This window comes from Luteitalea sp., assembly GCA_009377605.1.
Taxonomy (GTDB): domain Bacteria; phylum Acidobacteriota; class Vicinamibacteria; order Vicinamibacterales; family Vicinamibacteraceae; genus WHTT01.
In genome coordinates, this window is sequence record WHTT01000014.1 from 68,563 (window position 1) to 92,858 (window position 24,296).

A 24,296-nucleotide genomic window follows, 5' to 3' on the forward strand; every position below is an offset into this window, starting at 1 on the left:
AGCTCGTGCTAGCATCGACGCCATGTCGACTCGGCGCAACTTCCTTGTAACGACCGCGCTGGCGCTGCCGGCCACGGCCCTCCTCGAGCCTCGGCACGCCGCCGCCGCGCAAGGCGCCAAGCCAACGCGGGCGCTCAAAGTCGGGGCCGTCACCTACAACATCGCGAAGGATTGGGACTTACCGACCATCATCACGAATCTGGCGGAGGTCGGCATGGATGGCGTCGAGCTGAGAACCACGCACAAACATGGCGTGGAGCTGTCGCTCGCTCCTGCCGAGCGCGCCGAGGTGCGCAAGCGCTTCGAGGATTCGCCGGTGACGCTGGCCGGCCTCGGCACGGCGTGCGAGTATCACGCCGAGGATGCGGCCATCGTCCAAAAGAACATCGAGGAAACGCGCGCATGGCTCGCACTTGCGCACGATGTCGGCTGTCCCAGCATCAAGGTGCGCCCGAACGGCTTGCGTTCCGACGTTCCGGAAGAGCAGACACTCGAGCAGATTGGCAAGGCGCTCGCGACCTGTGGCGACACGGCCCGGGAGCAGGGCGTTCGCATTCAGGTCGAGGTGCATGGCGAAGAAACGTCCCGCGTGCCGAACATCAAGAAGATTCTCGACTACGCGGGGGATCATCCCAACGTGTGGATTTGCTGGAACTCGAACCAGACGGACCTGCTAGACGAGGGGTTGGAGGCAAACTTCCGCCTCGTGCAGCACAAGATCGGTCAGGTCCACATGCGGGATCTCTACCTGGAGGAATATCCCTGGCGCCGGTTGGTCGAGCTGCTCCAGGAGAGCGACTTCGACGGTTACTGCCTTGCGGAGTTGGGCGAGACGTCCTGTGATGGTGTGCGCGTGCTGAAGTACTTCCGCGGCATGCTTCGGCAGCTCGAAGGAATCGTAGAGCCCCCGCTCAAGACGGACGCTTCGGTCGGCTGACCGTCACGTACCGAATCGGAAAGCAACACCAGCCGTGGCCCGCCTCCCGGACCTCATTGCAGAGACCGAACGATTATTGAGGGAACCTGGCGAGCCGGCGTCAGGCCGTTAACCGAGAAGGCTGGTATCGCGAGTGTCGGCAACGTCGCACAGAGGCTCAGCTCGCCTGAGGGGTGTAACGGGGTAGTCATGAGTGCGCTCGCTCGGGATATCAGGCAGGCCTTTCGGTTGCTGTCGGGACACCGGGGCTTCGCGGCGGCAGTGCTCATCACGATCGCCTTGGGTGTCGGCGGCACCGCGGCGGTCTTCTCCGTGATTTACGGTGTTCTGCTGCGACCGCTGCCGTACCCGGAAGCTGATCGGTTGGTGCGGCTGTGGGAGGTACATCCCGGAGGTCGGGCCCCGGTTGACTTACCGCTCCTGAGCAATCTGACCTACCACACGTGGTCGCGTTCATCGGCAACCCTCCAAAGTATCGGCGCCTTCGACGTGAGCACTTACACCGTTGCGAACGCTGGGGCGACCGAGCGGCTTCGCGGGGCAAGCGTCACGCCATCGCTGTTCAGGGTGCTCAGGGTAGCTCCGGCAAGCGGCCGCTTCTTCAACGACGAGGACGCCGAGAAGGGCGCTGCACCGGTCGTCGTCCTCACGCATGCGACGTGGCGCGTGCGCTTCGGCGATGATTCAGCCATTGGCAAACTACTGACGATCGATGGTGAGGATCACCGCATCATCGGGATTGCTCTTCCTGGTTTTGCCTTCCCTGGACCCGAACCGCAGCGCCCTTCAGAGGACCGCCGCGCGGTTGCGTTCTACACACCGTTGGAGGTACCACGTGGGCCCGCCAACACTTTTGACATCGTCGAGGCCATCGGGCGGCTCAGGGCTGGTGTGACCACTACGCAGGTCGAGGTCGAGGGCACGTCCCTCGCGCGAAGCCTCGAACGGCCCTTAGCGGCTGACCTGCTCTTCGGTAGAGGTGGACCAGTTGAAGTACACGTCCGCTCGATGGTTGATCAGATGACGACGGGCATCCGGCCGGCGCTGGTCGTGCTGGCGGGTGGTGTAGGACTGGTGTTGTTGATTGCGTGTGCCAATGTCGCCAACCTGTTTCTCTCACGAAGCACCGATCGGGCACGCGAGCTCGCCGTGCGCGCGGCATTGGGCGCAGAGCGGTGGCGACTCGTGCGGCAACTCCTGACCGAGAGTCTCGTCATCTCGCTCATTGGTGGCGGGCTGGGGATGTTTGTCGGATGGGCCATGACTGCCCTGGTGCCCGTCCTGGCGCCGTCGGACTTCCCCCGCCTCGAGGACATCCGGGTAGACCAGAAGTTTCTCGTCGTCGCGGCGCTGGCGGCCATCTGTGTCGGTGTGATTGCCGGCGCCATGCCTGCCTTCAGAAGCTCGCGAATTGATCTTGTCGGAGCGATCCAGTCCGGCGGCAGCAGGAGCGTAAGTGCGCCGGACACACGCGCACGCCGGGCGCTACTCGTCGTCGAGGCCGCACTTGCCGTCGTACTGCTCGTTGGAGCGACCCTGCTCGCGCGAAGCTTCGTCAAGATCGTCCAGGTGGATGCCGGTTACGATCCGGCAAACGTGCTGACCGCAGATTTGATCGTGACGAGCCCTCCCGACAGGAAGGAGGAAGCCGCGGAGCGAAACTCTCGGTTAGCCGTCTCCGTCCTAGACCGTCTGCGTGCGATCCCTGGTGTGCGCGCCGCCGGGGCCGGCAGCATGGCGCCCTTTGGCAACATGATCCATAGCACCGGCTTCCACTTGCCTGGGATGACCACGCCCGATGGGCGTCCGCTGTTGGCGCAAGCGTACCATGCCGTCATCACGCCGGGGTATGCCGAAGCCCTCGGCATGCGGCTCGAGGAAGGCCGATTCTTTCGTGAAGCAGACACGACCTCGGCTACCCGCTCCATGCTGGTGAACGAAACCTTCGCCAAGACCTACTTCGCCGACGGTAAGCCCCCAACCGGGCGGCGGTTCACGGGGCTGCTCGATGACGATGGCACGATCGTCGAGGTGGTGGGCGTCGTGGCAGACGTGCTACCCGCGGACCTCGATGCGGAACCACAGTCTCGGATTTACACGGCACACGGTACACGGATGAAAATGGGTAACGCGACCTTCGTCGTGAAGACAGAGGGCGATCCCACGACGGTGGTGCCGCTCCTGCGAGGAATCGTGCAGCAACTGGAGCCCAGCGCGTCGCTCAATCAGATGGGGCCGCTGGCCTCCAAGATTTCTGCCTCGGTTGCTGAGCCACGCTTCACGACGCTCGTCCTCGGAGCGTTTGCACTGCTGGCCCTGGCGCTTGCCACGACCGGCCTCTACGGTGTTCTCTCATACAACGTCGCACAGCGACGCCGCGAGATCGGCGTGCGTGCGGCGCTCGGCGCCACGCGCGGCGATCTCGTGCAAATGGTTCTGCGCGAAGGACTCACGGTGACGGTGATCGGCCTAGCGGTTGGCGCGGCGGTCGCCGCCTTCGCGACGCGCGCGATGGCCAGCGTGCTGTTCGGCGTAGCACCGCTCGACGCCATCGCCTTTTCTGTGGCGCCCATTCTGCTCGTCGTGGTGGCCTACGTTGCATGCCTGATCCCCGCGTGGCGCGCGGCCGGCATTGATCCCGCCGAGGCCCTCAGACGTAGCCGGAAACTGGCGCCATCCGCCGTCCCGTTTCGCCGCGGCCATGCTGGCCGCCAGTGCGGGAGATTGTGATCCCTTTCCACGAAACCGACTCGTCTATCTTCTGCGCGTCGGAGAACCCCAATTCTGCAAACTTCGCTGAGTCGGGTGGCTGGATGAAAAGAGTCGCGTCCTTCGGAACCAGCTCGGTCGCGGCCGCATCCCAGTGGTCCGGGTGCGTATGCGTCACCAATATGGCTTCGATACCGGTCAACGCTTTCTCGGCAGCAAGAGGAAGTGGAACCAAGGGGTTGGGGCGGGGATTCGGAGAACGATCAATGGGCGGCATGACTCCTGGATCACCAAGCATCGGATCCACCATGAGGACTCTGCCAGCGTAGTGGATGATAGCGGTTGCGTGTCGAATCAACTGAATGCGCGTCGCATTCTTTGGCTCGATGGCACTTGCTCGTTCTGGGCCAAGTGACAAGCCGAAGCCAATCCCCGCGCCGGCGCTCGATTTCAGAAATGATCGTCTACTGAGCTTCATTCCAACTCCTCCTGTCGTCGATCTCCACCAGCTTGCTGTTCTTGCGGGCCGTGCCCCCACGCCCTTCGACTCCTTTGCGAGCTCCGAAACCTGCCTCCAAAATGCATCAAGGGTCCGGTTCTCAAAGTTCTACCGTGGATCGGGCCGGACATTCCGTGGTAGTTTGGCGGAAGTGCTTCGTCGTTCGTTCGATAGCCTGCCGCGGCTGGCTGAACATGTCAGTGGCTCGATGGCTGGAACCCCAACCCTTGTCGCCACGTCGTTGTGATTATGGCCAGACTGCCGTTGCGCCTGCTAGGACTCCTGCTGCTGACGCTGGCGATTGCCGTGCCCGGTTGTCAGGCGCTGTTTCCGCCTGTCGACACTGTGAATCCCGTACCGACCTTCGAGCGCGGTCGAGAGTGACGGTCTGTGATGCGCTCGTCGTGAGAGGCAGCCTGGACCTCTGGCACGCAGCGGGGCCATACAATGAGCACGGAATTCTCCGAAGGAGCGGTGTAGCAGTCCAGTGAATGGGCTCATCAAGCGCGCACGCGCGTGGGTGCCGGTCGGCAAGGCTGCTGCCCTCTTTCTCCTGCCCCTGCCGCTCGTGTTCGCGGTGTTGGCAGCCCTCATCGCCGGAGATGTGGGGACGTTGGCCTCCACCGGAGGCGCGTTGGCCTGCTTTTGGGGGGCGGGCACGCTCTCATGGCGGGCGCTCGTGGCGGAGGCGCGCTATTTTCTGGGCGAGCGACCCGATCCGCCGGCCATTCCCCTGAAGCTCGTGAGCGCCGTGGCCACGGCGGTCGGTGCGTTCCTCGCCGCTACCGCTGGTGGCCATGGTGTGCCGGGCAGCCTCGTCTTCGCAGTGCTCGGAGGGCTCGGCTACGTTGCGTTCTACGGCGCTGATCTCAGGCCCCGTCGTATTGAAGTGGCCGTCGTTGAGGGCGTCGATCGCGCCGTAGTGACGCTGCAGCTCAAGAAGGCGTACGGCCGGCTTCGCGGGATCGAGACGGCGGCCCGGGCGATTGCGGTACCTGAGTTCACCGACCGACTGTTGCGCATCACGGCCATCGGTCGCACCATCCTCGTCGAGATCGAGCAAGATCCGAGGGAGGCCGTCCGAGCGCGTCGTTTCCTCAATATCTACCTGGACAGCGCGCAGCGCGTGACGCAGGAATACGCGCGCACCCATCGGCAGCTTCGAAATCGACCGCTCGAGCAGAGCTTCCGGCAGCTTCTGATCGACATGGAGAATACCTTTGCGAGCCAGCACAGAAAGCTCCTCGAGCATGACATGCTGTCGCTCGACGTGGAGATCGAAGTGTTGAACGCGCGCCTCAAGCGGGAGCTGCCTGAACGTGAGCGCGTTGTTGCGCGTCAACTCCATTCCGGAGACCTATCATGACGGAAGCCAACACCACATCACCGTCGTCGACCTCATTGGCGCCGACCTCACCTGTGCCGTCGACGGAGGTGGTGCCGTACGACGCCGCGGCTCCTGAGCGAAGGGTAGAGATCGAGCGGGCGATGGGGGAGCTCGAGCTCGGCGACAGCAACTCCATCCTCTTCTTCGGCACCGCGGCGCAGGATGAAGTCACCTCGGTGGCGGACGAGATGCTCGAGGGTGTTCGCCACAAGGACACCGGTCCGGCCGGTCAGGCGCTGAACGAGATGGTGAGGACGCTGCGCGGCCTGCCGATCGAGGAGCTCGACCCGAAGAAGAAGCGCGGGCTCTTCGCGCGCTTCTTCGGCGGCTCGAAGCCTGTCGAGAGAATGCTGCTGCGGTACGGGCAGGTGCGTACGCAGGTCGATGCAATCAGCAACCGCCTCGACGCGGAGACGAGCGCGCTGATGAAGGACGTTGCGATGCTCGACCGCCTGTACGACAGAACAATCGACTATTTCGAGAAGCTTGCCGTGTATATCGCGGCGGGTGAGGAGCAGCTGCGGCGACTCGATCGGGAGACGCTGCCGGCGTTGGCGAAGGAGGCGGAGACGAGCGGCGACGTGCTGAAGGCGCAAGAGCTTCGCGACCTGCGCGCCAAGCGCGACGATCTCGAGCGGCGCGTGCACGATCTGAAGCTCACGCGGCAGGTGACGCTCCAGAGCCTGCCCTCGATTCGCCTGGTGCAGCAGAACGACAAGGCCCTTGTCGGCAAGATCGCCTCGACGATGGCCAACACCATTCCGCTCTGGCGGCAGCAGCTCGCGATGGCGCTCACCATCGCCCGGTCGACGGAGGCTGGCGAGACGCTCAAGAAGGCAACGGATCTGACCAACGAGCTGCTCACCGCCAACGCCGACGCACTCCGCAGCTCTACGGAGACGATCCGCACGCAGGCCGAGCGCGGTGTTGTGGACGTCGATGCGGTGAAGCGGGCCAACGATGCGCTCATTGCCACGATCGATGACACGCTTCGCATTGCCGATGAGGGGAAGCGCCAGCGCGCGGAAGCGGAGAAGCAGCTCATCACGTGCGAAACGGAGCTCAAGCAGGCTCTCATCTCGGCACGTAACCGTGTCCAGCGGTCGCCAGCCGATGCCCACAAGGGCGCTGCATCCTGATATGGGCGTCGTTTGGTGACCGCCTACCTTGGAAGGGAGTGAGTCTTCGACTTGATCCTGACCCAAAGGTTGTCTCTCATGGCTCGTCGTGCGAGGCCGCCACGGCGCTGCCGCGGACGAAGATCGCGAGCGCCACGCCGTCCCATTGCCCGTTGCCGCGCGGGCTGTTGTCCGCCTCGTTACCCATCGGCATGAGGCCTGTCAGGGCAGCGGGACGGCGGTAGCGGCGCTGCAGGTAATCCCGCACGATCTCGGCACGCGTTTCGGACCGCAGGAAGCGGACGTCGGGCGCCCCTTCGAGCGCGTAGCCCTCGACGATGAGCGTGCTGTCGCGCGGATAGCGAAGAAGAGACCCCATGGCCGAGGCCAGTCGTTGGCGGCCGGCCGTGGAGAGCACCTCGCGTCCGTTCTCGACGTCAAAGAGGCCGGCCGCGTCGATCCAGAGCCGCAGGGCGATCCGGTCGTCGGTTTCGAGCGCGCCGCGGCGGTACTCGTCCACAGACACGTCGCGCAGGTCGTAGAAGCCGCGCCGCGTGAAGAAGCCGCGAAATAGCCAGTGATGCTGGAGCGCCTCCGCGCTCTGGGCGAGCCGCTCCGTCGTCTCGCTCACGTGCCCGAGAATCTCCTCCGTGTCAGCGCGCAGGCGATCAGCCGGGCCGTCTTCGGCGCGGAAACTGCGGACGGCTTGCTCGATCTCTCCGGCGGTCCGTTGCATGCTCCGGGTGGATTCCTGCGTATGCGCGGCGATCTGGTCGATCCGTGTGTACAGGGTGTCATCCGTCAGCAGCCTGCCCATCGTGCCGCGGCCGGCCTCAAGGTTTGCTACCACGCGCCGAACATCGTTGGTCAAGCCCTCGATGGCGACCGTCGTGTCGGCGCCCGCCGACGTCATTCGCTTGACGTCGCCGCTGACGGTCTCGATGAGGTCGTTTGCCGACCGCGTCGTCTCGGTGAGAGTCTTGACGCCGACCGAGAGGTCCTCTTTGAGGTCCAAGACCTCCGTGGTCACGGTGCGAAACGTGTCGCGGCCCTCCTCGATCAAATCGGCGAACTCGATCGCGTCGCGGCCGGCGATCGCGCTGCCGGGTTGAGCGACAGGCGCCTCCTCCGTGCCGCCGCCCACGTCCAGGTAGACGGCGCCGATCAGGCCGTCGGTCAGGATCGACACGACCGAATCGGTCCGGACCAGATGCTGCAGATCTTCGCGGATGCGCAGCGTGACCCGGAAACGCTGTCCTGGCCCCGGCGGCACCGTGAGCGCGACGACCTCGCCCGCGTCCAGGCCGGCCACACGCACCTGGGTGCCGACCGCCACCCCGCGCACCCGCGAGAACTCCGTGGCGATGTGGATCTGGTCGGTGAAGAGCAGGCGGCGGTCGCCGATCATGAAGAGGCCCACTGCGAACAGCAGCGCGCCACCGACCACGAACGCTCCGATGACCGACAACCGCGACCGACTCATGGCGCTATCCTCCTCCTTGTGTCTCCAGGAACTTCCGAACCATTGCGTGCGCGCTTCGCTCCAGCGCCTCCGCCGTGCCGCGCGCGAGGACGCGTCCGCCATCGATGAAGATCAGCTCGTCGCCGAGCATGCGCGCGCTCATCATGTGATGCGTCACGAGCACGATGGTCGTGCCCATCTCCTGCTTGAGGCTGAGCAGGAGCCGGTCGATCTCGTCGGACGTGATCGGATCCAGACCGGCGCTCGGCTCGTCGACCAGGAGGATCGGCGGATCGAGGGCCATGGCCCGCGCGAGGCCCGCCCGCTTGCGCATGCCGCCCGACAGCTCGGCGGGCATCTTGTCGAAATCGCGCTCGAGGCCGACCTGCGCGAGCTTGGTCCGCGCGCGTGTGCGCATTTCCCCCTCGGGCAAGTCGGTGTGCCGGCGCAGCGGGAACATCACGTTCTCGCCAACGGTGATCGAGTCGAACAGCGCCGCATTCTGGAACAAGAAGCCGATACGCTTGCGGGCGCGCGCGAGGTCGCGGGTCTCCAGCCTGCTGACCTCCTCCTCTTCGACGAAGACCCGGCCGCTGTCCGGCTTGATCAGCCCGACGATGTGCTTGAGCGTCACGCTCTTGCCGGTGCCGCTGCGTCCGACGATCGCGGCACAGTGGCCCGCCGGCACCTCCAGCGATAGCTCCTGCAGCACACGAAAGCTGCCAAAGGCCTTCGACACGCGGTCGAGCCGAACCGCCGGCACCGTGGCGCTCAAAACCCTGCCCCCCCTGGGAACAGAAACTCAATCAGACGCACGAGCAGCACGTTGACGACGATCAGCAGGACCGACGCCACGACAACGCTGCGCGTCGCCGCGCGGCCAACCCCCTCGGTGCCGCTCGTCGTGTTGACCCCGAGGTACGACGCGCTCGTCGCGACGATGAAGCCGAAGACCATGGTCTTGACCGTCGCGGGGATGTAGTCGGAGAACTCGATGTATTGGAACGAGCTTCGGAAATAGAGGACAAACGACATGCCGCTGACGAAGTGCTCCGCAATGAATCCGCCGAGGATACCCATGAAGTTCATCAGGGTCGTCAGGATGGGGAACGCAATGACGCAGGCGATGACGCGCGTCACGACCAGAAAGCGGAACGAGTCGACGGCCGTGGCCTCCAGCGCATCGATCTGCTCGGTGACCTTCATGGCGCCCAGCTCGGCGCCGATGCCGGCGCCGACCCGGCCCGAGAGCAGCAGCCCCGCGGTCAACGGCCCGGTCTCGCGCACGAGCGCCAGCGCGAGCGCCGAGGGCATCAGGGCCTCGGCGCCGAAGCGCTCGAGCGACGCCCGCGTGTGCATCGAGAGCACAGTGCCGACGGCCAGGCCCGACGCCCCAATGAGTGGTGCCGAGCGCCAGCCCAGCTCGTAGATCTGCCGCCCGATCTCGCCGAGCTCGAACGGCGGGCGGACGCATTCCCGAATCGCACGAACGGCGAACACGACGCCTTCGCCGACCTGCGCCAGCAACGAGACAATAGCCGTGAGGATGCGCTGCGGCATGAACCGTGTCCGAGCGAGAACCTGTGAGAACCCGAGACTTGACGCATGGTGTCAAGTTCGGGGCTCGAGATGGTAGGGCGCGCTCGCCGAGCGCGCCGTCACGGCCGCTTCGGCGAGGCGGCCCTACCTAGAACAGCCACCAGGCCAGCCCGACGCTGACGATTGCGGCGTTGGTCCGCAGGCGCATGGTGCGCAGTTCTTCGTCGCTGGCAAACGTCACACGCGGATTCGCGAAGAGACCGCCGACGAAGAGGTTGACCCCCATGCGCGCGGTGACGTCGTACCACAGCGAGGCACCGGGGCGCCACGCGAACCCGCTCTCCGCTTCGATCGCACGCAACGGGCCGGCCGCGTTGCGATCGACGCGCACGCTGTTGAACGACCACCCGCCGACGAGCGACGCCGAGAGCGCCAGGCGCCCGACCGGCTGGCCGTATTCGAGGCCGATCATGACCGGCCGCATGCGCAGGTGAGCAAGCCCCGGCAGACCCTCCGGCCCGGCGTCGATCTCGAGCTCAGTCCAACTGAAGCCGATCGTCGGACCCAAGCCACGCCGATTCGGCAAGCGCAGGAGCGGACCCACGCTCAGTCCATCGCCCAGACGCGCCGGTTCCGGGCGCGTGCCGGTCACCGAGAAGCCCAGCCCGATCAGACGCCAGAGCCCATCGCGTGGCTCGTCTCGCGGCTCCGGTGGCTCCGGTGGAGGCCGCGGAACCTCATCTGGCGGGATGTCAGCAATCCTCAGGGTCGCCCTCACATCGCGGACGCCGTCGACGCCGCGCGCCACGCGCACGGCGCGCTCGCGGTCCGACTCCGATCGGACGCGCCCGGTCAGGGCGACGAGGCCGTTCGCAGCACGCACCTCAATCGGCAGCGTCCCAATCTCGGGATCATTGATGAGGGCTGTCTGTACCCGCAGCGTGAGATGCGTATCGTTGACCGCCGGCGCGATGGTCGCGGCGCAGCCCACCATGAGCAGAAGCGCCACACCGGCCAGGGCGCGGACACTGACGTGCACCGACCCCTCCGTCATGGACACCATGCTATGCCGGCTGGACCCCTCCTGCCTACCAGTGCCACGCCCAGCCGCGCCCGATACGCCGTCCCGTAGCAGCGGAAGATGTCCGCCACCTCCAGTCGCTGGCGATCCACGGGGCCCCCGTCAGGAAGACACGGGCGCGGGGGGCCCCGACGGCGGGGAGGGGGGACGCGGCAGCAGGTCGAGGGGACTCGCCGTCGCACAGACCTTCGTGGTGGCGATGCACAAATAGCGGGCGGTCGTCGCGAGGGGGCGATGCCCGAGCAGGAGTTGAATCGTCCGGACGTCGGTCCCGGCTTCGAGGAGGTGGCAGGCGAAGGCATGTCTCAGGGCATGGGGCGCGATGGGTTTGGGAATCCCCGACCGCCGGCGCGCGCGCTGGCAGGCCTCCCGCACGGCGCCGCGCCGGATCGGGTGGGCGGGCCGGGGGCTCGGACACAGCCAGGGCGTCGGCCGGCGGCGCAGCGGCCCCCACGCCCGCAACAGCTCGAGCAGTGTCGGGGAGAGCATCACGTAGCGATCGCGCCGGCCTTTCCCTTGCTCGACCCGGATCACCATCCGGCGACTGTCGATATCGGTGGGGCGGAGGTGGAGGGCTTCCGAGATGCGCAGACCGGCGGCATAGCAGGTGGTCAGGATCGTGCGGTGCTGGGGCGCCGTGACGCACGCGAGAAAGCGAACGACTTCGTCGGGGCTGAGCACGACCGGGAGGGGCCGCGGCTTTTCGGGGCAGGGATCACGTCGTGATAGGACCAGGGCCGCTTGAGCGTGATCTTGTAGAGAAACCGGAGGGCGCAGACCGCGATCTCGAGGGAACTGGGCGCGAGCCGGCGCTCGCGGATCAGGTACACCTGGTAGGTGCGAATCTCCTCGGGTCCCAACGCGGCCGGGGACCGACCGAAGTGCCGCGCGAACCGGGCGATGCTTTCGATATACGCGCGTTGCGTATGCGGGGACAGATTCCGGATCTGCATATCCTCGAGCATGCGTTGCCGAAGCGGGGTCATACGACGCTCCTCTGCACACGGCCTGGTCCATTCCAGGCGCGCGTGCAGGACAGCGTATCGAGGACCGCAGATCAAATCGACGGGGAGCCCAGATGTGGGCCAGATGCGTGGAACGTCGCGCTAGTCTTCGTTACCGCGACCACGGTTTAGTCCAATACCGCCTATCGTCGTTCGTCGACAACGCCAGCCCCTGGTCGCTGTCCGCTGTATTTGTCCTCCCCGTCGCGCCTTTCTAATTCGACGCAGAACAAGTCGGGCTACCTCCTCGAAGGGGAAGTGCGAAGTTCGGTGCACACGTTCTCGTCGTTGATTCTTGTAAGGAATGAGAAACGCATCGGTCCCGGCCCCGGCTGACAACGAATCCTGATTGACGTGCCCGGTTGTGCCAGTCAGATCCCGGGAAGGCCTGCGTCCAAGAACGGGGCTCCCGTTCACCGCGGGTGACGATGCATCCACCAACCTCCTCGCTATCGCTGCCGCCGCGAAGGCCAACGGGTGGGCGTTCTCTATCCATGGCGCCCGCGCGTCTCCTCCCCTGCAACCCCAGCGCAACCCGCTGGTGCCCGAGAACCGCTTTGCTGAAAGGAGATGGCGATGGCAACCATCGAGTACTGGATTCAACTGGAAAATCGTCCGTGGGACGCGTCGCCCCACAACATCGACCGGATCACCGGGCAGGACATGAAGGAGGTTACGGACAAGGACCCCGTAGACGTGACCCTCACGTCGCCCGGGACGGGAGTGACGACAACGCGCAAGATGTACAACCCCCTCCGGGACAGCGACGGGAAGGTTAAAGACGCACTCATTCTCCGTCGTTACAACCCCCCCACGCAGCCCGACGAGAGCGATGCCTGGACCGTGCCCGCCGATCGCAAGGTAAACCCCTGGGACCTGAACGAGCTGGACCCCACGGACAACGGCACGATGGGCACCATTCCGGGTCCCGTCATCGAGTGCAACGTAGGCGACTCGGTGATCGTCCACTTCCGCAACCTGGACATGCGGACGCACCTCGTGACGAAACAAGTCTGCTTCGACTTGCCCTTCATCGGCAAAATCTGTTTGCCCGTTCCCACCCAGGAGCCGATCGACATCGAGAAGCGGGTTCACAGCCTTCACCCGCACGGGTTTGTCTTCAAGGCCACTTCGGACGGGGCCTACCCGCTCTCCCCACCGGATAGCACTCAACCGGTCACTGGAATACTGGTGGATGAATCCCTCGCCTGGTCCAAGGTGCCGGGGTTTTCGGGGACCTTGAAGAAAGGCGACCGCGTGCCGCCCGGCGGGACGTTTGTCTACCGCTGGAACACGATCGGCTGGCCCTCCACTTCCAACGTCTGGCTCTATCATGACCACTCGATCTGCGACATGGAGAACGTCGAGCTGGGCGCCATTGGCATCATCGTCATCCACAACCCAGCCGATACGGAGCAAGAAGTTGATATTCGCGCGGGTGATCCAAACGATCCGAGCAAGCTGGACCCGGCATTCCTGCCCGACGGATCGCCAAACGGCAGCCCCGTTAACGTGAGATGCTTCCCATTTCCCGGGGACTTCCACATCCTCCCGCACGATCTCGAAGGGTTGGGTCTACGCCATGGCGATGTTCCTGGCCACGCGCACGCAGCCTTGCCTGCCGCTTCCCAACGCGGGCCCGCGGCCGGGAAGAAGCCACTCAAGGATGACACCGGGGGCACGAGGCCCGTCTTGGAGCGCTTGATCCAGCGTGGTGACCTCCTGTTCGAGCTCGATGACGAGCTCGCGGTGCTCACGAGGCTTTGCCTGCGGCGGTATGACACGCCTCCGTCCAAGGGCCTGTATCTTCAGCTTTTCCACACCCTCGATGGCGTGCCGGGAATGATCATCAACGGCCGCACGTTCATGGGCAACACGCCGACGATGATCGCCGGCCGCGACACGCGGATGAGGTTCGGCGTCGTGGGTATGGGGAGCGACGTCCACACATTTCACATCCACGGGCACCGGTGGATCCTGCCGGGGCCGCAGGGAAATACGCCGGGCGCGATCCAGGGCAGCGCGCAGGTACAGGCCGTCACGCAGTTTGAGGACACCCGCATCTTCGGCGCGGCCAACTCGTTCGTCTTCACTATCGACGGCAAGTCTGGAAGCTTCATGCGCGCCGGAGGGCCGTCGCCTGATGACCCGGTCGGCGAGTGGCACATGCACTGCCACGTGCTCTCGCACATGATGAGCGGCATGATGGGGTCTCTGCTGATCGTCAAGGGCGGTGAATTCGCGTCCACTCTGCCCAGAGGCGTACCGTGCGGGCATGATGAGGGAGGCGGGCACGAAGAGCCGCCCGAAAACGGCGGCACGACCCATCAGGTCAGCATCGAGAACGCCGGCAACGACGGCTTCGTGCCCAAGGTCATGAACATCAATGTCGGCGACACCGTCACCTGGAAGAACAACGACGGCGCGACCCACACCGCGAGCAAGACCGGCGGCCCTGGCCCCAACTTCGACACCGGCAACATCTCTTCAGGAGCCACGTCGGCTCCGATAACCTTCAATACTGCTGGCACGATGACGTACCAGTGCAACATCCACACCAACATGACCGGCACGATCCAGGTCAACCCGTAAGGCCGATCGAAAAAGCCGAAGGAGCAGAGCCCATGGCCAAGGAAAAAAGAGGCAAGAAAGAAACGAAGGGGATCCAGGGCCACGAGCCCCACGGCCACAGGCCGCACGATCCACCGTACTACGACCCGGATTACCAGCGCGCGCTCGACTACGGACACGAGCCTCCGGACAACCCTCGCTATCCCGATTCACGCATCTACGGGAACTACGCGTCGAAAAGGCCGCCGCGCTACGTGCCGCATCCCTTCGAGCACACGTGCTTCAAGCCGCGCAAGGAGGACTACAAGCCGCCGACTACCTGCGACGACCACGACGACGAGCTGTGCGTGCGTAAAGATCACCGCAGGCTGACCGCGGACGAACAGAGTCGGTTCCTCAATGCGTTCACGCAGGTCAACGCCATCAGCGCGCTCGGTCCGCTCGTTGACATCCACTCGAACGCGATCCATCAGATGCACTCAAACCCACGCTTCCTGCCGTGGCACCGGATCTACCTCCTGCGGATGGAGGAACTGCTCATGACGGTCGATCCGACCGTGTGCATCCCGTACTGGAAATCGAGCGAGGAACAGGCGTTTCCATCATGGCTCCTCGGGTTCACGCCGACCGTGAACCTGATCGGCGGGCCTCACACCGTCAGCCGAAATATTGGCGGCGCGCTCCTGCCGAATGTGGCGGCCGTGGCGGCGGCGATGGCCAATGGCACCTTCAACACGTTCGCGCAGGCGGTCGAGGGCGTGCACAACTCGGGGCATGTCTGGGTGGGCGGGTCCATGGGAATCATCCCGACCGCGCCGGCCGACCCGGTGTTCTGGATGCACCACGCGGAGATCGATCGCATCTGGGCCGCATGGCAGGCGGCCAATCCCGGCCAGAATCCCACGCTGGCCGGCGCCGCGGCGACCATGGATCCGTGGACCGAGACCGAGGTCGACACGCGAGACATCACGGCTCTGGGATATACCTATGTCTGAAAACGTGGCCGAAGGCATGGTCATTCGTATCGCCTCAACTCGGCGCAATGCGTCAGCGCGTTGCCGGCGCGATTGCCCGGGGTCGATTGCGCAATGGCGGACCCGTTCAACACATCTCCGCGGAGCTCGAGAGCCAAGCTTCTCCTCCCCTCTCGGCACGCGGTCGACGCGTCGGAGGGATTACCAGCCCTCCGCAGGCAGTACGCGCGATGAGGTCAGCACGATGTCCGCCCGCGCCCACGCCTTCTCGAAGCGGGCACGCACAGCGCGCGTGTGAGCTTGGGCCGCGAGGGAGGACGCGCTCGAGAGGCCAGCTCGGTCCTCGGCACTTTTGTGTGCCGTCCGGTGACGTGTTACACAGTAGTAGAACATGTTGGCAAAGAATTTCTCCCACGGCATAAATTGTCACTGCCATCTCGAGTGCCACGGTCGTGGCTGCGAGTGACAACTCAAGTGAGCTCTGGGCTCAGCGTCGGGCAATGCAAGGCTGCGCCCAAATGATGCCTGAGTAAGTTATCGCCGCTGGTCCGCGACCCCCGTCCGACGGTCCGCAATCGGGTGCCGACGCAGGAAGTCGGCGATCGCCGCCGCGATCGATGCCGGCTTCTGCATCTGCAAGGAATGCGTGACGCCTCGTACGAGCTGGTCCTCGCTTTCTGGAAACCATGAGCGAACCAGGTCCCTGCCTTCTTCGAACATCGCGTGGCTCTCGCTTCCGAGCACGTAAAGGATCGGTTGGGAGATCTGCTTGGCATTGGCGGCGAGCTGCCATTTGTCTAGCGCGCCAGGGCGGGTTGATCCATGAGTGGAAGGAACGCGTCCGCGATGTGGCTGCCGTGAACCAGCAGCACGGGCTCTCCATCGCCACGGATCTCATATTCCAGCACGCCGCCGGGCACGCGCGCCCGCTTCATCGTTTGGAGGGCAAGGGACGCTTCTTCCTGGGCGAACGCCGCCGACGCGAGAAGCAGGCAGAGCCCTACGGTCAGAGCGCGTCGCATATGAACCTCCCAGCCTGCCAGCGTGCCACTCGTCGTTCCGTTGCCGGCTTGGTAATTGGGCCTGGTAATTGGGTTTGACTTATGCAACGTCGGCGAGCAGGTTGACCGAACGCTCCGGTTGGTTTGTCTCTTGCACCGAAAGCTCTAACGAAAGGTTAGAGACGCCCCCACAGGCACGCTCGCGAGTTCGGGTTGGACAGGCTCGTGTCGAATGATCATGGATGCGCAGGATCGTTTTCCCATGGAACCTAGCCCCACTAACGTTCCCGCGCGCGGGCTCTGGACCGAACATGCGGTGAATGTGAGTGTTGACATGCAAGTCGATCCGCGCGTATAAGGACTCTATTAGTTCGACATTCGAACCATTTGCTTGACGAGGAGGGGGGCTCCATGTCTTTCCACGGTGGGCTCCGTTCAGCCATCGCCTTGGCTGTTGTGGGCCTCGTTTTCTCGGCTCACGCCATATCTCTGACAGCTCAAACCACCAGCGCTTCCGTGTCCGGCACTGTGCAGGACTCGCAGGGCGGCGTCCTGCCGGGGGCAACGGTGATGCTGACGAGCCTCACACAAGGGCAGACGTTCACCGCCGTGACCGACGCCGAAGGTCGGTTCGTGTTGCCGGTCGTGCGTCCGGACACCTATACGCTCCAGGCCAGCCTGGAGGGCTTCAAGACGCTCGAGCGGGCCAACGTCGTCGTGAATGCAAACGACAAGTTCTCGACCGGCATCCTGACGCTGGATGTCGGCGACATGACCGAGCAGGTCCTGGTCACCAGCCGCGTGACCGAGGTTCAGGCCTCGAGCGGCGAGCGGTCGTTCGCGCTGGAGAGCGAGGCGCTCAAGAACATTGCGAACAACGGGCGCGCCCTCTTCAACTTCGTGACGCTCGTCCCGGGTGCGGTCCAGCAGGGCATGGGCGGCAATGAGATCGGTGCCGCCGACGGGTTCACGGTCAACGCGCGCGGCCGAACTCGAACAACGTCACGATTGACGGCATCGCCAACATCGACACCGGCAACAACGGCGGCAACATGGCGACCACCAACATCGACGCCGTCGAGGAGTTCAAGGTCCTCACCAACGCCTATCAGGCCGAGTACGGCCGCGCGATCGGCGGCCAGATCCAGGTGGTCACCAAGAGCGGCACGCAGCAGTTCCACGGCTCCGGCTACTGGTATGGCCGGCGGTCTGACTGGAACGCGAACACCTGGACGAACAAGCGCGTAACGCCGGAGATCGAGAAGCCCGAGACCTCGCGCAACGACGGCGGCTACACGATCGGCGGCCCTGTCTTCATCCCGGGCGCCTTCAACACGGACAAGCGGCAGCTGTTCTTCTTCTTCAGCCAGGAGCACCAGCGCCGGACGGATCCGGTGGATGATCGGCAGGCGCGCGTGCCGACGGCGCTCGAGCGCCAGGGCGACTTCTCCCAGAGCGTCGACGCCAGCGGCAACCCGTTCCCCTACATCCGCGATTCCACGACGGGGCTCCCGTGCAGCCCGTCGGACACGAGCGGCTGTTTTCGCGATGGAGGCGTGCTGGGGCGGATTCCAGCGGACCGTGTCTGGGACCCGGGCCTGGCGATCCTCGACATCTACCCGGAGTCCAACTTCTCGGGCGGCAACGGCCTCAACTACACGAGCCAGGTCCCCAACGAGGCACCGCGGCGCGAGGACCTGCTCCGCATGGACTTCCAGCCCACCGCCAACTGGCGCTTCACCGGGCGCTACATGAACACGAAGGAGGAGATCCTGCAGGCCTACGGCACCACGTGGGCCGGCAACGGCAGCGTGATCGTTCGAGCGCGGCTGGGAGGCTCATGCGTCGGCACGCTTCGAGGAAGGCTGCCGCATCCTCTTGCCACCCGGCCTTGTCGAAGTCGACCGCCAGGAGGAAGCAGGTCTCGTCCCGGAGCAGCGGATAGACGCCCGCGACAAAGCTTTGCCCCGTGTCGTCGTAGCCGGACAGGTGCGAACGGATGACCTCGTCGGTTACAGGAAGGAATCGCTGGTGGGGACACTCGGCGCACTTGATGCGCGGCTTCTCGCAGATGCCCCGAACCCATTCGTTCGCGCAAGCTGGCGCATACCCGGACCTGCCCGTCCTTCGGCTCTCGAATCTGCGCGGGTACACATCGTCGCGTCCGCGGAAGAGTGATCGGAAGAGGGCGATCTTCGTCTGGGAGGACGACGTTCGATCAACGGGGCCAGCGCTCCAATCCATCGCTATTGGCTCGGTGAGTCAGCGGGAAGAATAGTCCGATCTTCCCACTCTAACCCGGCGACCGGCGGAGCCCACTGGCAGTGGAGGTAACCGGCGCTGCGCCACCACCTCGTGCCAGACCTGCGAGCAGCATATCGTAGGCAACATCTAGCGATATCCCGTGACGTCGGCCGGCTTGCCCGGATCCTGGACGTCGACCATGTATCGCCAGGCGTCAGGCTGACTGCCGTCGCGGTCGGTGAAGCCGTAGACCTTCGCGAGCTGTCCGCTGGAGAGCGATTTGCCGTTCCAGCGTGCGACATCCGGGTCCTGCGCGAGCGCCGCGACCGCGCGGCCGACGAAGGCCGGACTCTCCGAGATGGCGAAATGCGGCTGGAACTTGGTGGCGTCGCGCCAGTTCGCCTCCGTGACGCCGAACGCGTCCAGCATCGCCTCGGACCGCAGCCACCCTGGCGTGAGCGAGACCGCCGTCGCGCCGCGCGGCTTGAGCTCGTGGCCGAGCGCAAACGCCATCCGGAGGACCGCTGCCTTCGGCAGGTCGTAGAAGAACGAGTTCCGATACGTCCGCTCGTTGTACTCCGCCGTTCCGTCGTTGACCTCGACCACCAGCCCGCCCGGGTGTGTGATGAGCAGAGGGAGTGCAAAGTGGCTGGTGATTGCATGCGTCTCGACGGCCAATCGCAGCGAGCGCAATCCATGCTCCAGGTCCGCTTCCCAGATCGGCGTGCTCCACTCGATCTTCGTGGTGCCGAAGATGTCGTTCACGAGGATGTGCAGCGCGCCCTGCTCGCGCCTGATGCGATCCACCAGCGTTCGCACCTCGTCTGGCACGAGGTGATCAACGCGGACGGCGATGCCACGGCCACCGGCTTCGTCAACGAGCGCGGCCGTCTCTTCGATGGTCTCCGGCCGGTTCATTTCGGATCGAGTCGTGCGTGTTGTGCGCCCCGTGCAGTACACGGTGGCGCCGGCGGCACCGAGCTCGACGGCGATGCCGCGCCCGGCGCCGCGTGTGGCGCCAGCGACCAGCGCGACTTTCCCTCTCAACGTCATTGGATGCTCCCTGCGGATGCTCGTGCGGCGTTCATGCGCTCTTGCTGCGGTCGGAGTGAGGAGCTCGTTCAGGGCGTTTGTTGGTGAACGGCCAGCCGCCAGGTGTCATCCCGCTTGACGTAAACGCTGGTGGCCAACGCGTGATAAGGGAACTCCTCGCGCCGCGCCGTTGCGCGGTAGTGAAGCACCACAACCTCGCCTGACAGGACAACAGACCGTTGATCCTCGAAGATGACCGTCGTCCAACGCGGCGCGGCGGCGATCGCTTCGATCGAGGCGGCCCTGTCCAACACCATGCCAGGGAATACCATCAACACGTCTTCCGAGAGATTACGGCGGTAATATTCGGCGTCACCCATCCAGAAGCCGTGCTCGCGCTGCCAGAGCATCGATTCAACGTCGCTCATGGTCTCATGTTAAGTCACCCGCTCTCCGATTGGACCGCCGAGGTACCCGAGCTGCGGTGAGATCGCAATGGCCGCCTGCTTGACCTGATCTTAGAGCTGGCCCTCGGGACGGTCCCAGACGTCCGGATCGTTCGCGTTGGACTCGCGGCTTTTCGGATCGGCCGCCGCCAGCGGGGTCCGCCTGTGGATCGGCAAATCCGCCGGACCCCGATCCCTCGATCAGCTTCCACCGCCTGTCCTGAATCGCGCATGCCATGGTCATGCGGTAGCGTCCGCGGGTCACGGTTGTGCACCTCGGTCGCCGACCCTCGCAACACTCGAGGAGGGGGCGTATATTGTAGGCCGTAGCGCCCTCGATTAGCGGCAGGGAATTGCCGCACGCCAGCTTGTCGATGAGCTTGAAGACCAGAAGGAAAGGCAAGCGCGGACATGAGTGAGCGCAAGTATCGACACCGCGGCTACAGAGACGACGATCGGTCGGAGCAGCCAGCGAAGAAGGTCGAGCGGCCACAGGTGCCGCGCCATCTACGCGAGCCGCGGGCGCCGAGCTTCCCAGGCTTCACGGAGACGATCACGTGCACGGGCTGTGGGCGGACGATCGAGCCACCAGTGGCACAGGATGCACGGTGCAGTTGCGGCTGCGGCTTGCACGCCTGTGTTCAGTGTGCGTTCTTCGATCCGGGGAGCCGCTTCGAGTGCATGCAGCCGATCCCGGCACGCATCACACCCAAGGATGCGCCCAACAGTTGCACCTTCTTCGAGCCGCGTGTGCGCGTCGAGCGCCAGACGGGTTCGACCGGCGGGTCAGACGCCCGGTCGGAGTTCGAGAAGCTTTTCAAAATCTAGGCCTCGAGCTGGGCAAGCATTCCGCGTCACCGAAACGATGCGGTGCGCGTACGACTCGCCGCCAAGGCCGTCACGCGCCCATCGCGGCGCCGGTTTCGAGGACCGTCTTTAGGTCGCTGAGAATCCAGTTCCAGCCTGGTCCAGGAATACCTGCCGTCGCCTTCCCTTGCTTACCGAGATCAGCAGTGGTATGGTGTCCTCGGTAACCGAGATAGAGGCACGAGATTGAACCGCCCGATGTCACTCGCAGCGCAGGCCGTAGCGCGCGGTCTTTAGACCCCTCTCTACGTACACGTTAGGCCCGCTAGTGGAACCGCAGGAGAGCTGAGCGATGCGTCTGGAGCGTTGGATCTACACCGTGCCGCTCCGACTTCGTGCGCTGTTCCGCCGCCGGCAGCTCGATCACGAGCTGGACGAGGAGCTCCAGGATCACATCGAGCAGCAGATTGCCGAGCAGATCGCGAAAGGGCTGACGCCCGAACAGGCGCGCACCGTTGTGCTGCGCGCCTTTGGCGGCGTGGAGCGACGCAAGGAGGAGTGCCGGGATATGAGACACACACAAGTCGTCGAGCAGCTTTGGCGGGACAGTCGCTTTGCAGGGCGTTCCCTCCTGAAGAGCCGAAGCTTCACGGCGGTGGCGCTCCTGTCGCTGGCCTTGGGCATCGGCGCCAACACGGCGATCTTCACGCTGGTCGACCAGATCGTGCTGCGGCTGCTGCCGGTGAAGAACCCGCGCGAGCTCGTCCAGCTTCGAGTCGAGGGCGGGCGTTTCGGCGGAAATGAGGGCGACGGCCTCCACACGTTTTCTCATCCCACGTACCTTGCTTTGCGCGACCAAAACACCGTCTTCTCGGGTCTTACCGGGCAGGTTCTCCAGAGCGCCAGCCTTCTCGGGGAAGACCGCAACGAGCAGGTCCGCATTGGGCTCGTCGCAGGGAACTTCTTTCAGGTGCTCGGTGTGCAGCCACGTCTGGGACGGCTTCTGACCCCCGCGGACGACAAGGTGCGCAATGGCCATCCTGTCGTCGTTCTGCAATACAACCTTTGGCAAAACCGGTTTGCAGGCAACCGTGGCATCGTTGGCTCCACGATCAGGCTGAACGGCTCGCCGTTCACCGTCGTCGGCGTCACCGCGCCCGGTTTTGAAGGCACCGATGCCGTGGTCCCGACGCAGATGTGGGCGCCGGTCATGATGAGGCCGACGATCACGCCGGACTGGAGCGCGACCTGGGACCAGCTCGATAACGAACGGTCCGCCTGGTTGTATCTGTTCGGGCGTCTCAAGCCGGGCGTCACGATGGAGCGGGCGGAAGCGGCCATGCGCGTGCTGTATCGGCAGCGCCAGGAGGAGGAGCTCCAGGGGCCGTTCTTCCAACAGAACCCCGGGGAGCGGGAACCCTTCCTGCGGCAAACCTTCACGCTGGTTCCCGCCGGCGGCGGCCAGTCTTTCCTCCGCTCTAACTTTGAGCAGCCGCTGATCCTTCTGCAGTGGCTGGTTGGGGTGGTGCTCCTCATCGCGTGCGCCAACGTCGCAGGTCTCTTGCTCGCGCGTGCCGCCGCACGGCAGAGAGAGGTGGCGATTCGAGGCGCGCTCGGGGCAAGCAGGGGGCAGCTCACCCAGCAGTTCTTCGTGGAAAGCTTGCTTCTCGCGCTGGGCGGAGGCGTAGCGGGGGTGCTTCTGAGCATCTGGATGACTCGGGGTCTTGTGCATTTCCTCCCATACGACCCCGGAAATCTCTCCCTCTCCACGACACCGGACTCGCGCATCCTGCTGTTTTCCGCCGGGATCACCCTGCTCACTGCGTTGCTGTTTGGGCTCGTGCCCGCTCTGCGAGGCTCCCGTATTTCGCCGGGAGCCACTTTGAAGGAAGAGGCGGGGGCCGTCGCCGGCGGCCACGGTCACGTGCGGTTGCGCAAGCTGTTCGTCGCGGTGCAGGTCGGCCTCTCGTGCCTGCTCTTGATTGGTGCGGGCCTGTTTACGCAGACGCTCCAGAAGCTGCAGAACGTGGAGCTCGGCTTCGATACCGAGAGCGTCGTGACGTTCTCCGTGCGCCCGGCGACCGTGTACGACGATGCGCGCAAGCTGCAGGTCTTGCAGTCCCTGATCGAGGGTCTCCGCACGGTGCCAGGAGTCAAGGCCGCTGGCGCTAACAGGGCACAGCTCCTCACGGGCGGACGCTGGGACAACAGCATCACCATTCCCGGCGTCGAGACAAAGGAGGGCACGTGGAGCTACTTCAACGCCGTCACGCCCGGATATTTCGAGGCGCTGGGCATTCCCATTAGGGCTGGCCGCGATCTCGCCTGGGACGATTGGGGCAGCTCACGACGGCTTTGCCTGGTCAACGAGGCGCTGGTCGATGAGTACTTCGGCGGTGCCAGTCCGGTTGGCCGTTTCATGGCCGAAGGCAGCGATAGTCCGCCGGATCGAGAGATCATAGGCGTCTTTGGTAATGCGAGGTACGAGGATGTGCGGGGCAGCATCCCGCGTCAGGTAGTCGTTGCCATGGACTCTCGTATCAGCCAGACGAGCGCTGTGAATGTCTATGCCCGCGTGGAGGACGATCCTCGCCCCGTGATGGCCATCCTGCGCGAGCAGGTGCGTCGCATCGATCCGATCGTTGCCTTACGCTCGGACCTGTATGCTGCCGATCAACAGGGCGCGGCAGCGCCGGCATACGCACACAGCTCCGCTCGATCACCACCAGCAGCGAATATGTGACAGCCTGAACGCCTTATCGCTGGCGTGCGTAGTGGAGCCCCACCACGCCGCTCGGGTAGGGCGTTGCGGACGTCAAGTGAAACGTCGAGTGGACGCCATTTGGCAGCACTCGCTTGCCGCTTCCCAATGTCAGCGGGTACAGCAGCAGGTGCAGCTCGTCGACCAGGTCGTGCGCGAGCAGCGCGTGCACGAGTTGACTGCTGCCGTCCGTCAGAATGTTCCCGCCCGGTTCCGCCTTCAGCGCGCGCACCCGCTCGATCACGTTGTCGCGGATGATCGTCGTATCCCGCCAGATCGGCTTCTCGAGCGTCCGCGACACGACGTACTTCTTGGGAGCGTTCATCATGTCCCCGAACAGATCACCTGGCGGCATCGGTTCGAACGCCTCGGCGTGAACCACGTAGGTCCGCCGACCGAGAAGGAATGCGTCGGCATCCTGCATCAGCGCACCGAAGGCCTCGCCGATGGCGTCGTGCCAGTAGGGCATGGTCCAGCCGCCGTGCTCGAACCCGCCATCCCGATCCTCGTCTTTTCCACCCGGCGCCTGTATGACACCGTCCAACGACATGAATTCAGAGACAATCAGTTTTCGCATACAACCCCTTCAGATGCAGATCGAATCGACGCTAATTTTCTTCCGTCTTGACCGCTCGCGATGCGGAAAGCGCGTGCGCTCCATAAGATAGCGCGGTGTCCACGCCCTTGACTACTCTCGGCCAGGCGGATTCTCGCCGGCTCAGAG

The 24,296-nt window shown here is 64.7% G+C and carries 20 protein-coding genes and 1 pseudogene; 10 read left to right on the forward strand and 11 right to left on the reverse strand.

Going from position 1 to position 24,296, the window contains the following annotated elements; all coding sequences use genetic code 11:
- The first annotated feature begins 22 nt into the window (after positions 1-22).
- Both GEV06_06915 and GEV06_06920 read left to right on the forward strand, forming a co-directional pair.
- The gene (locus GEV06_06915) at positions 23-937 is read left to right on the forward strand and encodes a TIM barrel protein (protein ID MPZ17626.1); all 915 of its coding nucleotides are present in this window, start codon (positions 23-25) and stop codon (positions 935-937) included.
- A gap of 189 nt (positions 938-1,126) precedes the next feature.
- Complete coding sequence (locus GEV06_06920; protein ID MPZ17627.1) at positions 1,127-3,667, forward strand: FtsX-like permease family protein; 2,541 nt, start codon at positions 1,127-1,129, stop codon at positions 3,665-3,667.
- Here the strand turns inward: GEV06_06920 and GEV06_06925 are convergent.
- Positions 3,588-4,124: a twin-arginine translocation signal domain-containing protein gene (locus GEV06_06925; protein ID MPZ17628.1), complete on the reverse strand. Its 537-nt coding sequence runs from the start codon at positions 4,122-4,124 to the stop codon at positions 3,588-3,590. The two genes, GEV06_06920 and GEV06_06925, sit on opposite strands and share 80 nt — an antisense overlap.
- 508 nt (positions 4,125-4,632) lie before the next feature.
- On the opposite strand from GEV06_06925, the gene GEV06_06930 reads away from it, so the two are divergent.
- Together GEV06_06930 and GEV06_06935 are read left to right on the forward strand one after the other, a co-directional pair.
- Positions 4,633-5,511, forward strand: a complete 879-nt coding sequence (locus GEV06_06930; GenBank protein ID MPZ17629.1) for a 5-bromo-4-chloroindolyl phosphate hydrolase — start codon at positions 4,633-4,635, stop codon at positions 5,509-5,511.
- Positions 5,508-6,671, forward strand: coding sequence for a toxic anion resistance protein (locus GEV06_06935; protein ID MPZ17630.1), 1,164 nt, complete (start codon positions 5,508-5,510; stop codon positions 6,669-6,671). Before GEV06_06930 ends, GEV06_06935 begins: the two co-directional genes overlap by 4 nt.
- A 76-nt stretch (positions 6,672-6,747) precedes the next feature.
- On the opposite strand, the gene GEV06_06940 is transcribed toward GEV06_06935, so the two are convergent.
- From GEV06_06940 to GEV06_06960, 5 genes and pseudogenes are all read right to left on the reverse strand, one after another.
- Positions 6,748-8,235, reverse strand: coding sequence for an MCE family protein (locus GEV06_06940; protein ID MPZ17631.1), 1,488 nt, complete (start codon positions 8,233-8,235; stop codon positions 6,748-6,750).
- On the reverse strand, positions 8,138-8,887 hold the full coding sequence (locus tag GEV06_06945) for an ATP-binding cassette domain-containing protein (GenBank protein MPZ17632.1): 750 nt from the start codon (positions 8,885-8,887) through the stop codon (positions 8,138-8,140). The genes GEV06_06940 and GEV06_06945 overlap by 98 nt, the downstream gene beginning before the upstream one ends.
- Complete coding sequence (locus GEV06_06950; protein ID MPZ17633.1) at positions 8,884-9,672, reverse strand: ABC transporter permease; 789 nt, start codon at positions 9,670-9,672, stop codon at positions 8,884-8,886. The genes GEV06_06945 and GEV06_06950 overlap by 4 nt, the downstream gene beginning before the upstream one ends.
- 127 nt (positions 9,673-9,799) lie before the next feature.
- Positions 9,800-10,714 (reverse strand): BON domain-containing protein, encoded by a 915-nt coding sequence (locus tag GEV06_06955; protein MPZ17634.1) that lies wholly within the window; start codon positions 10,712-10,714, stop codon positions 9,800-9,802.
- Between the two features lie 120 nt (positions 10,715-10,834).
- A pseudogene (locus GEV06_06960) lies at positions 10,835-11,718 on the reverse strand (tyrosine-type recombinase/integrase).
- Positions 11,719-12,306: 588 nt separating this feature from the next.
- Here GEV06_06960 and GEV06_06965 point away from each other — a divergent pair.
- Together GEV06_06965 and GEV06_06970 are read left to right on the forward strand one after the other, a co-directional pair.
- Positions 12,307-14,328 (forward strand): multicopper oxidase domain-containing protein, encoded by a 2,022-nt coding sequence (locus GEV06_06965; GenBank protein MPZ17635.1) that lies wholly within the window; start codon positions 12,307-12,309, stop codon positions 14,326-14,328.
- A 32-nt stretch (positions 14,329-14,360) separates the two neighbouring features.
- Positions 14,361-15,302 (forward strand): hypothetical protein, encoded by a 942-nt coding sequence (locus tag GEV06_06970; GenBank protein ID MPZ17636.1) that lies wholly within the window; start codon positions 14,361-14,363, stop codon positions 15,300-15,302.
- A gap of 513 nt (positions 15,303-15,815) precedes the next feature.
- On the opposite strand, the gene GEV06_06975 is transcribed toward GEV06_06970, so the two are convergent.
- Together GEV06_06975 and GEV06_06980 are read right to left on the reverse strand one after the other, a co-directional pair.
- Positions 15,816-16,001, reverse strand: coding sequence for a hypothetical protein (locus GEV06_06975; GenBank protein MPZ17637.1), 186 nt, complete (start codon positions 15,999-16,001; stop codon positions 15,816-15,818).
- A gap of 77 nt (positions 16,002-16,078) precedes the next feature.
- Positions 16,079-16,303 (reverse strand): hypothetical protein, encoded by a 225-nt coding sequence (locus GEV06_06980; protein MPZ17638.1) that lies wholly within the window; start codon positions 16,301-16,303, stop codon positions 16,079-16,081.
- Positions 16,304-16,693: 390 nt separating this feature from the next.
- Here GEV06_06980 and GEV06_06985 point away from each other — a divergent pair, with 390 nt between their 5' ends.
- The gene (locus tag GEV06_06985) at positions 16,694-17,530 is read left to right on the forward strand and encodes a hypothetical protein (protein ID MPZ17639.1); all 837 of its coding nucleotides are present in this window, start codon (positions 16,694-16,696) and stop codon (positions 17,528-17,530) included.
- Complete coding sequence (locus GEV06_06990) at positions 17,335-18,285, forward strand: hypothetical protein (protein ID MPZ17640.1); 951 nt, start codon at positions 17,335-17,337, stop codon at positions 18,283-18,285. The genes GEV06_06985 and GEV06_06990 overlap by 196 nt, the downstream gene beginning before the upstream one ends.
- A gap of 388 nt (positions 18,286-18,673) precedes the next feature.
- On the opposite strand, the gene GEV06_06995 is transcribed toward GEV06_06990, so the two are convergent.
- Positions 18,674-19,579 carry an SDR family NAD(P)-dependent oxidoreductase gene (locus GEV06_06995; protein MPZ17641.1) on the reverse strand — a complete coding sequence of 302 codons (906 nt, stop codon included), beginning with the start codon at positions 19,577-19,579 and terminating at the stop codon, positions 18,674-18,676.
- Between the two features lie 68 nt (positions 19,580-19,647).
- Positions 19,648-19,986, reverse strand: coding sequence for a DUF4440 domain-containing protein (locus GEV06_07000; GenBank protein MPZ17642.1), 339 nt, complete (start codon positions 19,984-19,986; stop codon positions 19,648-19,650).
- 429 nt (positions 19,987-20,415) lie between these two features.
- On the opposite strand from GEV06_07000, the gene GEV06_07005 reads away from it, so the two are divergent.
- Positions 20,416-20,832 (forward strand): hypothetical protein, encoded by a 417-nt coding sequence (locus tag GEV06_07005; GenBank protein MPZ17643.1) that lies wholly within the window; start codon positions 20,416-20,418, stop codon positions 20,830-20,832.
- Positions 20,833-21,163: 331 nt separating this feature from the next.
- Positions 21,164-23,554 (forward strand): FtsX-like permease family protein, encoded by a 2,391-nt coding sequence (locus GEV06_07010; GenBank protein MPZ17644.1) that lies wholly within the window; start codon positions 21,164-21,166, stop codon positions 23,552-23,554.
- A 13-nt stretch (positions 23,555-23,567) separates the two neighbouring features.
- On the opposite strand, the gene GEV06_07015 is transcribed toward GEV06_07010, so the two are convergent.
- A complete protein-coding gene (locus tag GEV06_07015; GenBank protein MPZ17645.1) occupies positions 23,568-24,149 on the reverse strand; it encodes a dihydrofolate reductase in 582 nt (193 codons plus the stop codon).
- Between the last annotated feature and the right edge of the window lie 147 nt (positions 24,150-24,296).

Excerpts from the sequence above, each read along its gene's own strand:
- GEV06_06995 (MPZ17641.1), bottom strand. The coding sequence starts at position 19,579 with ATGACGTTGAGAGGGAAAGTCGCGCTGGTCGCTGGCGCCACACGCGGC.
- GEV06_06935 (MPZ17630.1), top strand. The coding sequence starts at position 5,508 with ATGACGGAAGCCAACACCACATCACCGTCGTCGACCTCATTGGCGCCG.
- GEV06_06965 (MPZ17635.1), top strand. The coding sequence starts at position 12,307 with ATGGCGATGGCAACCATCGAGTACTGGATTCAACTGGAAAATCGTCCG.
- GEV06_06975 (MPZ17637.1), bottom strand. The coding sequence starts at position 16,001 with ATGTTCGAAGAAGGCAGGGACCTGGTTCGCTCATGGTTTCCAGAAAGC.
- GEV06_06970 (MPZ17636.1), top strand. The coding sequence starts at position 14,361 with ATGGCCAAGGAAAAAAGAGGCAAGAAAGAAACGAAGGGGATCCAGGGC.
- GEV06_06925 (MPZ17628.1), bottom strand. The coding sequence starts at position 4,124 with ATGAAGCTCAGTAGACGATCATTTCTGAAATCGAGCGCCGGCGCGGGG.
- GEV06_06980 (MPZ17638.1), bottom strand. The coding sequence starts at position 16,303 with ATGCGACGCGCTCTGACCGTAGGGCTCTGCCTGCTTCTCGCGTCGGCG.
- GEV06_06940 (MPZ17631.1), bottom strand. The coding sequence starts at position 8,235 with ATGGCGGACGCGTCCTCGCGCGCGGCACGGCGGAGGCGCTGGAGCGAA.
- GEV06_07000 (MPZ17642.1), bottom strand. The coding sequence starts at position 19,986 with ATGAGCGACGTTGAATCGATGCTCTGGCAGCGCGAGCACGGCTTCTGG.
- GEV06_06985 (MPZ17639.1), top strand. The coding sequence starts at position 16,694 with ATGTCTTTCCACGGTGGGCTCCGTTCAGCCATCGCCTTGGCTGTTGTG.
- GEV06_06955 (MPZ17634.1), bottom strand. The coding sequence starts at position 10,714 with ATGGTGTCCATGACGGAGGGGTCGGTGCACGTCAGTGTCCGCGCCCTG.
- GEV06_07005 (MPZ17643.1), top strand. The coding sequence starts at position 20,416 with ATGAGTGAGCGCAAGTATCGACACCGCGGCTACAGAGACGACGATCGG.
- GEV06_06990 (MPZ17640.1), top strand. The coding sequence starts at position 17,335 with ATGGCGACCACCAACATCGACGCCGTCGAGGAGTTCAAGGTCCTCACC.
- GEV06_06950 (MPZ17633.1), bottom strand. The coding sequence starts at position 9,672 with ATGCCGCAGCGCATCCTCACGGCTATTGTCTCGTTGCTGGCGCAGGTC.
- GEV06_07015 (MPZ17645.1), bottom strand. The coding sequence starts at position 24,149 with ATGCGAAAACTGATTGTCTCTGAATTCATGTCGTTGGACGGTGTCATA.
- GEV06_06920 (MPZ17627.1), top strand. The coding sequence starts at position 1,127 with ATGAGTGCGCTCGCTCGGGATATCAGGCAGGCCTTTCGGTTGCTGTCG.
- GEV06_06915 (MPZ17626.1), top strand. The coding sequence starts at position 23 with ATGTCGACTCGGCGCAACTTCCTTGTAACGACCGCGCTGGCGCTGCCG.
- GEV06_07010 (MPZ17644.1), top strand. The coding sequence starts at position 21,164 with ATGCGTCTGGAGCGTTGGATCTACACCGTGCCGCTCCGACTTCGTGCG.